Source organism: Capnocytophaga genosp. AHN8471 (genome assembly GCF_016806945.1).
GTDB lineage: Bacteria > Bacteroidota > Bacteroidia > Flavobacteriales > Flavobacteriaceae > Capnocytophaga > Capnocytophaga periodontitidis.
Window position 1 is genome coordinate 38824 of the sequence record NZ_JAESPJ010000019.1, and the last position, 11914, is coordinate 50737.

Genomic DNA, 11914 nt, shown 5'->3' on the forward strand with positions numbered 1-11914 from the left:
GAGTCAGCCTTTATTATTGATTTTATGAAAAGTATTGACACAGCAAAAGCGTGGCTTTCTGACACTTTTGATGCAGAAACCCGCAGTAAAGTTCAAGCCCTCATCGATGGAAATCCCGATGAACTCAACGAAGCTTTCCACAAGAACTTAGAGTTTGGCACAGGAGGTATGCGTGGAATTATGGGTATCGGTACCAACCGTATCAACAAATACACGTTAGGAAAAAATACCCAAGGATTGAGCAACTACCTCAAAAAATGTTTCCCTAACCAAGAAATAAAAGTAGCTATCGCTCACGACTGCCGCAACAACTCTAAAAAATTTGCCAAAGTAGTAGCCGATGTGTTTGCGGCTAATGGCATAAAAGTATTTCTCTTCTCCGACCTTCGTCCTACTCCTGAACTATCCTTCACCGTACGCTACTTAGGATGCCAAGCAGGTATCGTGCTTACCGCTTCTCACAACCCACCAGAATACAACGGTTATAAAGTGTATTGGCAAGACGGCGGACAAACCGTACCGCCCGAAGACGGTGATATTATGAAAGCTATTGAAGCACTCGACTTCAAAGATATCAAATTCAACGCCGATGAGAGTCTTATTCACTACATCGACAAAGAACTTGACAATGCTTTTGCCGAAGCATCTATCAAACACGGCGACTTCAATGCTCCTGAGAAAGACAAACTCAAAATTGTTTTTACTTCTTTACACGGTACCTCTATTACAATGGTACCCGATGTGCTCAAACGCGCAGGATTTACCAATGTACATATCGTAGAAGAACAAGCTGTACCCGATGGTAATTTCCCTACCGTAAAATCACCTAACCCTGAAGAGCCCGAAGCGCTTACGTTGGCACTCAAAAAAGCAGACGCAATAGGAGCGGATATCGTAATAGGTACCGACCCAGATTGTGACCGTATAGGTATAGCTGTTCGCGACCTTCACGGCAAAATGGTACTGCTTAACGGTAACCAAACAATGGTAATGATGACCGACTTCCTATTGGAACAACAAAGCAAAAAAGGATTTAAAGGTAATGAGTTTGTCGCTTCTACCATCGTTTCGACCCCTATGGTTCACGCGATTGCTAATGCTTACAAAGTGCAATACAAAGAAGGACTTACAGGTTTCAAATGGATTGCCAAAATGATTAAAGATTTCCCTAAGCTCACTTTTATAGGTGGTGGTGAAGAAAGTTTTGGCTATATGGTAAGCGATTTTGTACGCGATAAAGATGCGGTAACTGCTACTCTATTAGCTTGCGAGATTGCAGCATTCGCTAAAGCTAAAGGCAGTTCGTTCTACAAAGAATTGCTACACGCTTATACCAAATACGGTTTCTACAAAGAATATCTCATTTCCTTGGTAAAAAAAGGTATTTCAGGCTCAGAAGAAATTGCCCAAATGATGAAAGACTTACGCGAAAATCCGTTGAAAGAAATTAATGGAGAAAAAGTAAGTCTCATTTGTGATTACCAATCATCTAAGGCATTCCACCCACTTACTGGCAAAGTAGAAGATATAGACGTTCCTAAATCGAATGTGCTTATCTATCACACCGATAAAGGCACTCGTGTGGCAGCACGCCCCAGTGGTACAGAACCTAAAATTAAGTTCTATTTCAGTGTAAATACGCCTTTGAGCAGTGTAGATGCTTTTGAAGCAACTCAAAAGATTTTGGACGATAAAATCCAAAAGATTGTAAATGAATTGCAATTAAAGTAGTTCATAGTTAGTATTTTTTATAATGAAAGAGCCGACAGTTTATTGCTGCCGGCTCTTTCTCTTTTAGTGAAAAGAAAAAACTTATAGTTGATTACATCTGTTAAAAAAGTCGATGTTTTCCAATTCTTTTTTAATGATAGCTTCTTCTTCATCGGTGATGTTTTGGAAAGGCGTACGGTTGATACCCAAGTCTAAACCAAGCAACTTCATTATACGTTTGCCACATACGATGTTACCACGATATTTGGCGATTACATTTATCACATCTTGGGCATAGTTTTGCAACTCGGCTGCTTTAGCAATATTGCCTTTGTGGTATTCATTGATGATGCCTACCAACACTTTACCTATATAACTACCGGTACCGCTGATACCGCCACGAGCTCCGCCCATTACAAGCGCATTGAGAATCGTCTCGTCTAAGCCGTAGAGCATATCGTATTTGCCATTGTTGTACAGCATACATTGGTTGTACTCATAAAGCGGTTCATAAGTATATTTGATACCTGCTAAGTTAGGGATACGACCATCGGCTGCTTTGAGGAAAGGCAACATTGGCAAATACACTCCATTGAGTACCGGAATATGATAAAAGTAGAAAGGCAAGTTAGGGGCTCCGCAAGCTATCTCTTCGCAGTATTTTACAAGCTCTTCAACTCTACCCGCTTTGGGGAAAGGAGAAGCCATCGCGCCAATACCAAAAGCTCCAATTTCTTGGGCGTGTTGTGCCATTTTGTAGCTATCTTTGATACAAGTTGCCCCGCAGTGCACAATCACTTTGAAGCCTTGAGGAGCTACTGATACCCATTTCTCGGCTATCTTCATACGTTCTTCAACCGTCATCATATAGCCTTCGCCTGATGAACCGTTGATAAACACTCCTATCAATCCATTTTTTTGTAAGAGTTTAGCATACTGATCGATTGGTTCTAAATTTACCTCGCCTTTTTTGTCGAAAGGGGTAAAGGGGGCTACAATGAGCCCATTGATTTTTTCAAATGTCATATATTATAAATTTGTTAATTTGTCGATTTGCTAATTTGTTCATTATTTACCGCACAATTCTCTTTTTGGTTTTAGGAATATGAGCATCAGTACGATGGCTATTAGGATGATTACTGATAGTTTGCTAAAATCAGCTCCTAAGTTACCAGTATCGCTTGAAGAGCCGAGCATTCGGGTAACGGCATAACCCGCCAATACGCCTCCCATATTCATAATGCCATAAGCTGTAGCACGCTGTTGTTGTGGAATAATTTGGCATAAGATAGGCATATTATTCGTATCGAACATTCCGTAACCAATACCAAAGAGCAAAGTTGCGCCTATCATTGCAGCGTAGGAGCTACCAAACCCCATCAATACCAAAGCAGGAATGGTGAGACCTAAACCTATAGTACTAGTATAGATACGCGCTTTGATGTTTGTCTGTACCCAGCGATCGGAGAGGGTTCCCCCGATGAGTACCCCTAAGAAAGACGAAATTGCAATAGAAATGGTTGCCATGGGGCCTGCGGTTGCCATTGGTACGTTTAAGTTGTTTGAAAAGAGGGTAGGCAACCAGTTTTTAGTACCCCAGCCTGGGAAGCTCGATGCCATAAAGTAGAAGAGCAATATCCAAAAAGAAGCTGTGCCTAACACAAGGGTAAGTGATTGACCCATACTACTTTTAGGAACTGTAGTCGCTTGTTGAGGAACAGCGGGTTTTCTTTCGATGTCAAACAAAGTGAACACTAAGAATACAGCATATACAATACCTGCAATACCAAACCAGTGGAAAACGGTATGCCACGTATAGTTAGAGGCAATGGTAGCCCCGAAACCTCCCAAGGCTTGACCGGCATAGAGCCCCGACATGTGGATACCCACCGCTAACGAACGTGTTTTTGAGCTGTGGTAATCGGCGATCATTGAGAGGGCTGTAGCTAAGTATAAGGCTTCGCTCACACCCATCAGGGCACGTAGCCAGTACACTTGGTCAAAAGTAGTTGCGTAGCCCATTCCATAGGTTACAGCCGACCATACAAAGAGGCTACCTACTATCATCCACTTGCGGTTGAGACGGTCGGCAAGAACACCTGCTACAGGGCTCATCAATCCGTAAATAAGTAAGAAGATGCCCATTAGGCGACCAAAGTTATCGCCTACGGTAAGCTCCTTAATATCCATTTTCATCGACTCCTGCATCGTAGAGAGCATTTGTCGGTCTAAATAATTCAGTAGTGCTACTACCCACAGTAGGGCAACTACTATCCAAGGGTATATTTTGTTGTTTTTCATAATATTCTCCCTTATCCCCTCTTAAGAAGGGAATTTAGCAGGGCTTTTTAGTTAGACAAAATTTTAAGTTTATAGGTTTTAGGGCTGCGTACACCAGGTTTGAGTTCGCCTTGGATAAGATAAAACTCATCGGGAGTACCTACTAAAGTAGCACCCGCACGAGCAAAATCAGGTTGTGTATCGAGTACCGACCACTGCTTTGTATGGGTGTCGAACAAATAGCATTCTTGGTTAAACTTATAGTACGCTATAGGTTGGGTCATATAATGCGCCATATAGTCGTAGTTTTTCTGTTTGCGCGCCTCATCGGTGAGGGTAGTATCGCGACCTATATGATAGAGGTCGGTGATAGTATTTATAAATAGAGAAGCATTCACTCCACCAAAACAAGCAATATAGCGGTTATCAATAGCTAAAGCTGTAGCTCCTGTGAGGGTAAATAGCTTTTTATCAGCCGTTTCTTCAGTAGCTACTTTCTGCCATTGCTGTTGTTGCAAGCTATAACGCCATACGGTAGTAATGAGGGCAGGTGCGTGAGTAGTATCACCACCAAAGAAGCCGCCAAACAAGTACAAATGGGTATCGCTCTCGTGTGTTACCGCTGCTACTACGGGTTGTACGCTGGCAGTCTCTGGGAAGTCAGCTAAGCGATGCCACTCTTTATCAGTTTCGGTATCAATATAGTAAACTTTATTAGAAGGTTTGCCAGAAGCGTTACCTCCTGCTACAAAAACTTTACTACCTATACTCGTACCAGCGAAGTTATCAAGCGGTTCGGGCAAGGCAGGGAAATCAGTAAGGGTAAGTCCTTTTTCTTTAGTATATTGCACTTTATGGCAGGTAGCTAACGAATGAGTAGCCGTTTGCCCGCCTATCCACAAATAGCCATCGGAAATAGCTACTGAAACCCCATAAGCAGCTGCTTCGGGGAGTTTACCTATAGTTTGCCATTGGTTCTGTGTTTTATTGAATAGAAGAATTTCGTCATAAAACACTTTTTTCCCTCCTTCAAAACCGAGTTTATCGGGGAAGTTGCACCCTCCTGCTACTAATAGATTATCATCTATAAGAGCAGCATAAGCGGCAGAGACGCCTTTTTGAAGGTCGTCTTCTAAGCCTTGAGTGGTAAGTGCTGTGATATTCATTTTCATAGATTGTTCTTTTTGGGTTTCTGTACAAGCCGTCAATATTATTAGAGATAAAACGAATAGTACAGACTTTATCAAAGACCGTAGCACGGCAGGCATTAAAGACTTTGACAAAGTTTTGTATATTATATGTTCTTTATCATTATTCATTAACCATTGATCATTTCAATTGTTTTCCATACTTGATATAAGCCACGGGGTACGTGGAAACAGCCTTTCCATTTACCGCCTTTCAGGTCGAGAAGTACTTCGCCTTGGCGGTTGAGGTAGCCCCACCATTCAGGATATTTAGGGTCTTTGAAATGCTCCCAAGTGTAATTGTGCACTTTTTCAAACCACACTAAACACTCTTTATTACCTGTAAGTTGGTAGCCTTTTATGAGAGAGATAAGCGTTTCGATATGTACCCACCACAATTTTTGATCCCATTCTAATTGTTGAGGTGGGCAACCTTTTCTGTCCATAAAGTAGTAAATACCACCATACTGTTTATCCCAACCATAGTTGAGCATTGTTAGGGTAGTTTGCACCGCTTTTTCTATCCGTTCGGGGCGGTTGAGGCGTTTGCCTAAGTCCATTATAAACCACATTGCCTCGATAGCGTGACCGGGGGTAAGCTGACGACCTTCAAAAGTATCAGATAGTGAACCATCAGCATTTACATTTTCTACTACTATACCGCCCAATTCAGGTCGTAAAAACACTTCCATCACTTCGTGGATACAAGCCTCCATTGCCTCCTCAATAAAAGAAGGCTCTAAGAGCGGTTCTATTTCGAGGGCTAAATTACACAAAATCATCGGGAGGGCAAAGTTTTTAAGAGAGCGCGTACCGGGGTGTGCTTTGCTCCATTTGCCTTTAGGATTGTCTTTTTTGGAGAGGATAATGTCAAAGGTTTTCTTGGCAATATCGGCGTATTCCTGATTGCCTGTAGCGATACTCAGCTGACCAAAAGCCATTGTGGCAAAGGTATAGGAGAAGATGTTATAAGGTTCTACTAAAGGATTCCCTTGTTGGTCTAAAGAGAAATACCAATTGAGGTGCCCATCGTGACCATATTTTTTAAGAAATTCAGCCCCTTGTATCGCGGTGTTTAACCATTCTTGGCGTTTTTCAACGCGATTGTAGAGCATACTGAAGAGCCATACCTCACGGGCTTGTAGCCAAATAAATTTATCAGTATCGAATACATTTCCTTGGCGGTCGAGGCAGGTGAAGTAGCCTCCGTACTGTTTATCTTGCGATTTTTCTAACCAAAACGGAATGACGTTTTGCAAGAGTTCATCGCGGTATTGTTTTTCTAATTGTTTAAAATCCATTGGTTTAATTTTGATTTATTCTTTTAAATATTGATATTTTTATATTCAATTTTAAATTCGTTTCTAAAAATATCCTGCAAAAGTACGGTAACTATTTTAAAAATACAAATTATTTATTAAATATTTTTAGTTAAGGAGGGGATAGGGGTTAGGGGTTAGGGGGTAGCCCCCGAACCCCCGAAGGGGGACAAGCCGGAAAAGTGAGTATTTATAGGAATATATTGTTCTAATGCGAAATATAAGGTTAAATTCATTTGCTCATTTGCTAATTTTCAAATTTGCTAATTCTTACGGTTCATCAATACCTGAGGGGTTTAAGCCTTTGCCACCGCCAGCGGTATAGCCACGACTTTCACCTGTTTCCCAAGGAGATACCCAGAAAGCGTAAAGTTCACCATTGGTAAGGTAGAATTTAAAACGTACGGGCTTGCTTTTGAGCGCTGTGAGGGTAGCGTTGTTTTTCCATTGTACTCGTGCTTTGGTACTATCACTTTTTTGCAATACTATACAATCCTTTTTAGTGAAACCTGCAATAGGAGTCCCATTTTCGTCTAACACTTCTACTAATAGTTTGCCTTTCTTAACCGCTGCATTTACAAAGAGGTATTCACCATCAAAACTTACTTTTTCGGTAGTAGCAAAAGCCTCTTTCTTATCAGCTTTGAGCGATACAAAGCCATCACGGCGCAAGGTAGCTAAACCGGTACTCATACCAGCATCCCACCAAATACCATTCTTAGAACGACCACTACTATAGAAATAAAGAGAATCACCTACAATAATAGGTACCCCATTCACCGACTGCATATTGCCGTAATTCCACGCTCCTTCGGTAGGATTTACTGCCATAAACGACTGGTGAGTAGGGCGAGCAAAGTGAAAACCATCACGACTGTAACCTAATTGTACCTCGTTGCGTTTAGGCATCATTGCTTTTTTGCAAATGCCATTCTCAGGCCCTTGCCACTGACTGTAAAAGCCCAATATGATACTCTCATAGGCAATGGCATCAAAATTATAAATACCAGGGTCTACTTCGGGGTAATCGGGGTGACGTTTTTCTTTATCATCAGGGGTGAACCAAAATACTTGGTATTTCTCGTGTAGCTGTCGGCTCATCATATGAGCAAGACTTACAGCATCTTCTACATTAGCGTGCTCTAAATAAGAGCGCGAACGATTAGATACCTTAGGCACCGAATAGCGCATACTGATAGCCCAACGATGGGTAAAAGGATTGTAGAAAGCGGAACAACGGTCGGTAATGCTACCTGAGTGAGCTACGCCTTTATCAGTCCAGTGAATACCATCGGAGGAATATTTCAACACAATTTGGTATTGAGCATAGTCGCTTTTGTACTCTATGTTATTCATCACTTTGTACTCTACATTGAAGAACTTAAAGCGTTTAGCGGGGTCTTTTTCCTGTTTGTCAAGCCATACCGTAGCCGCATCACGATTGTTCACATCTACATAGTTAGTACCTGGCACTATATCTAATGAGGGTTTCGTCCAATGCTTGCCATCAAGTGATTCGGCATAGCAAGTAGCTAATCCGTGTTTGGCATCATTTGCCTGAGATGCTCCTGCTAAGTACCACATTTTAAACTTGTTGTCGTGTTCGTCATACCACACTCCATCGCTAAAAGGAGCTGCGTAAGGATAGCCTTCCTTAGTGTTTTCCCAAGGTTTATCAGCTTTGAGTACCGGATTTTGAGCGTAGAAGCGCGGTGTGTGATAGACCTTTTGAAGGTAGTTTTCACTGAGCAAAAAATCGTCTACAAACAGTTGTCTGCCCGTATTGATAGGAATGACAGCAGGTTTGTGCTGCAAATAAGGTACGGGCATTTCTTTTCTCTCAGTAGGCTCTTCATAACGGGGTGGCCACTGTGGTGATAGTGTTATACCGTTATGAAGTACCTGACCGAAAGACTTTATACATAAAGTAATTGAAAGTAAAAATATTATTTTTTTCATTTGTTGATTTGTTAATTGTCCCCGAACGGGGGACAAGCTGCAAAAGTGTAAACTATATGGGCAATATGAGAATTAGGAGGTTCATTTGCTCATTTGCTAATTTTCAAATTTGCTAATTTTTACGGTTCATCAATACCTGAGGGGTTTAAGCCTTTGCCACCGCCAGCGGTATAGCCACGACTTTCACCTGTTTCCCAAGGAGATACCCAGAAAGCGTAGAGATCACCATTGGTAAGGTAGAATTTAAAACGTACAGTCTTGCCTTTGAGTGCTGTGAGGGTAGCGTTGTTTTTCCATTGTATGCGTGCTTTGGTACTATCACTTTTTTGCAATACTACACATTCCTTTTTAGTAAAACCTGCAATAGGAGAACCTTTTTCGTCTAACACTTCTACTAATAGTTTGCCTTTCTTAACTGCTGCATTTACAAAAAGGTATTCACCGTCAAAAGACACTTTTTCGGTAGTGGCAAAAGCCTCTTTCTTGTCAGCTTTGAGCGATACAAAACCATCACGGCGCAAAGTAGCCAAGCCTGTAGAGGTATGGCTATCCCAGAACACCTCACTGAGTCTGCGACCGCTGGCATAGAAGTAAAGCGAATCACCTACAATAATAGGCACCCCATTTACTGACTGCATATTCCCCCAATTCCACGCTCCTTTAGTTTCATTCACATTCATAAAGGGTTGGTGGGTAGGGCGTGCAAAGTGAAAACCATCACGACTATAACCGAGAGAAATCACATTGCGCTTCTGTATCTTATCCTGCTCGCACACTTTGTTTTCAGGTCCAGCCCACGCACTATAGAATCCGAGTATGATACTCTCGTAAGCAATCGCATCGAAGTTATAAATACCAGGTTCTACTTCGGGGTATTTTTCGTGGCGTAGCTCTTTATCATCGGGGGTGAACCAAAAGTGTACGTACTTATCACGGTCGTCTTTGCGTATACGGTGGGTTACCGATACAAGAGTCTCGGGGTCAGAATGTTCTACATAAGCACGTGAACGGCTTGACACGGGGGTGCCATAGCGCATACTGATGACCCATTTTTTAGTAAAAGGGTTGTAGAAGGCTGTAGAACGGTCGTATATATCACCTGACTGCGCTACCCCTTTGCTCCAATGCACACCATCGGGAGAATATTTGAGTACAAACTGCCAACGGCGGTCAGAAGGGCGGCGTTCTACATTAAAGAGTTTCCAACGTTTGGCAGGGTCTTTTTCATTGCGGTCGAGCCATACGGTAGCCGCATCACGGTTAGATGTTTCTACAATATTAGTATTGCTATAAACTCCCATTGCGGGCTTTATCCAATGCTTACCATCGGTTGATTCGGCATAACCGGTGTAGAAAGTTTGAGGGTCTTGCTTGTGGAGCGATCCAGCCCCAGTAAGGTACCACATTTTATATTTGCCATCACGCTCGTCATACCACACCCCATCGCTGAAAGGAGAGGCATAGACGGCTCCTTGGGTAGTTTTCTCCCATTCTCTATCAGGTTCCAATACAGGGTTGCCCGCATAGTAAGTAGGGGTATGATAAACCTTTTGCAAATGGTTCTCACTGAGCAAAAAGTCATCTACAAATAGTTGTCTGCCCGTATTGATAGGAATGACAGCAGGTTTATGCTGCAAATAAGGTACGGGCATTTCTTTTCTCTCAGTAGGCTCTTCATAACGGGGAGGCCACTCAGCAGGTAGCTGAATGCCGTTATGAAGTACCTGACCGAAAGACTTTATACATAAAGTAATTGAAAGTAAAAATATTATTTTTTTCATTATATTAATTTGCTAATTACCAGCCGGGGTTATTACGTTGGATATAAGGGTTGCCTTCTACTTCGTCTACTGGTAGCGGTAGCCACTCGTTTTTGTGTTCTTGGAAACCGAGGTAAGCTGAATTGTTATACTGTTTGAAATTAGGATCACTTGCTTCTAATTCGCGGAAGCGTTGTACTACTTTGCCCCAGCGCAAGAGGTCAAAAAAGCGATGTCCTTCTTGAGTAAGTTCTAAGATGCGTTCGCGTTCAATCACGTTCATATCTACAGATGCTACGGCAGGCATCCCTACACGGGCACGTACTTGGTTTACAGCGTCTAACGCACTCAAAGAGCCTTGTGTTCCTCCATTTACAACCGCTTCAGCATACATTAGTAATACATCGGCATAGCGAATTTCTATTTGGTTTAAGCCATTAGCTCTACCGTTCCACATATAGAAGTTATTACCAGGGTTACGAGTACTAAGTGTCCAATCAATACCTTTACGGCAAGCCGCTTTATATTTATTAGCTTGAGCTTTAGCTACTCCAAAACCTTTTGCACCGTAGTATTCTCTAAAAGTTTTATTGTCGAAAATACGTACTTCATCACCTGTACGGGCATTAATTTCGGGTTTAGTATCATCAAAAATCAATGTGCCAAACATACGTGGGTCGGTATGCCCTGAAGCATCTTTAGAATTGACAAAGGTATTGTATACCCAATCGTGAATCACACTACTGCTGGCATTTTTATTGGTAGGAGGTAAATAGCCACGAGGGTCACGCCACACCCCACTGTTAGACAAACCAGGGTTGAAGCCCGTATTGGTTACATCACCCAAGAATTGGAGCTCGAAAATAGACTCATCGTTGTTTTCGGTAGCTACCTTAAAGTTGTCGTTATAATCGGCTACCAAGCGATATTTACCACTGAGGATAAGCTCGTTGAACTCGGCAGCTGCCTCGTTGTAATAGGTAGTAGTGCTGTTGCCATAATAACGTTCAATGCCTGAGCGGTATAAATAGGCTTTACCGAGCAGTGCGATAGCTGAACCTTTGGTAACGCGCCCTATTGATTCACCTGTCCAAAAACCTTTTTCAGGTAAGAGTTCTTTAGCACGTTTGAGGTCGGAGATAATAAAATCCCAAGCCTCTTCAGGAGTTGCCTGAGGTTTGTAGTCTTTGGCAGACTTTGGCAATTCTTTCATCAACGGGATATTGCGAAAGTTGAGAAATAAAAACCAGTGTGTATAAGCCCTTAAAAAATAAGCTTCACCCAAATAGGCATTTTTCAACTGTTGGTTCGTAAAGTTTACATTAGGAATTGCTTCTATCATTTGGCAGGCTTGAGAAGCTGCAGTATAGAAGAGCGCATAAGGTTGCACAATGGTATACCAAGAGCTGGATAGGTTAGCAGAATACTGACCAGGTTCTCCATAGTCGGAGCAGTCGCTACTCTCATCACCACGATTGATTTGCAAGCGTCCTGCAGTACCCATCGCACGAGGGGTAGTGATATAGGCATAGATTCCTATCACCCCTTTGTTGATATTTTGCGGGGTATTGTAAAATCCATTTACGTCTTGTTGGTTAGGGTTGCTCGCCAATTCGTCAAAGGTTTTTTCGCAAGCCGTTGTAGTGGCTAATAGTAAGCTCACAGCTATAATTTTGTATATATTCTTTTTCATTTTGCA

The 11914-nt window shown here is 42.1% G+C and carries 8 protein-coding genes; 1 reads left to right on the top strand and 7 read right to left on the bottom strand.

Annotated elements, in window-relative coordinates; genetic code table 11:
- Positions 1–24 precede the first annotated feature (24 nt).
- The gene (locus JMN12_RS08380; RefSeq protein ID WP_198472390.1) at positions 25–1731 is read left to right on the top strand and encodes a phospho-sugar mutase; all 1707 of its coding nucleotides are present in this window, start codon (positions 25–27) and stop codon (positions 1729–1731) included.
- 81 nt (positions 1732–1812) lie between these two features.
- Here the strand turns inward: JMN12_RS08380 and JMN12_RS08385 are convergent, their stop codons facing one another.
- The 7 genes from JMN12_RS08385 to JMN12_RS08415 all read right to left on the bottom strand — a co-directional run bounded on the left by JMN12_RS08385 (position 1813) and on the right by JMN12_RS08415 (position 11908).
- On the bottom strand, positions 1813–2736 hold the full coding sequence (locus tag JMN12_RS08385) for a dihydrodipicolinate synthase family protein (protein WP_203138590.1): 924 nt from the start codon (positions 2734–2736) through the stop codon (positions 1813–1815).
- A gap of 42 nt (positions 2737–2778) precedes the next feature.
- Positions 2779–4011, bottom strand: coding sequence for an MFS transporter (locus JMN12_RS08390; RefSeq protein WP_203138592.1), 1233 nt, complete (start codon positions 4009–4011; stop codon positions 2779–2781).
- A 47-nt stretch (positions 4012–4058) separates the two neighbouring features.
- A complete protein-coding gene (locus JMN12_RS08395; protein WP_203138601.1) occupies positions 4059–5309 on the bottom strand; it encodes a cyclically-permuted mutarotase family protein in 1251 nt (416 codons plus the stop codon).
- On the bottom strand, positions 5309–6478 hold the full coding sequence (locus tag JMN12_RS08400) for an AGE family epimerase/isomerase (protein WP_203138603.1): 1170 nt from the start codon (positions 6476–6478) through the stop codon (positions 5309–5311). The genes JMN12_RS08395 and JMN12_RS08400 overlap by 1 nt, the downstream gene beginning before the upstream one ends.
- Before the next feature lie 288 nt (positions 6479–6766).
- On the bottom strand, positions 6767–8455 hold the full coding sequence (locus tag JMN12_RS08405; RefSeq protein ID WP_203138604.1) for a hypothetical protein: 1689 nt from the start codon (positions 8453–8455) through the stop codon (positions 6767–6769).
- Positions 8456–8574: 119 nt separating this feature from the next.
- Positions 8575–10236 (bottom strand): hypothetical protein, encoded by a 1662-nt coding sequence (locus tag JMN12_RS08410; protein ID WP_203138605.1) that lies wholly within the window; start codon positions 10234–10236, stop codon positions 8575–8577.
- Between the two features lie 16 nt (positions 10237–10252).
- The gene (locus JMN12_RS08415) at positions 10253–11908 is read right to left on the bottom strand and encodes a RagB/SusD family nutrient uptake outer membrane protein (RefSeq protein WP_009412301.1); all 1656 of its coding nucleotides are present in this window, start codon (positions 11906–11908) and stop codon (positions 10253–10255) included.
- Between the last annotated feature and the right edge of the window lie 6 nt (positions 11909–11914).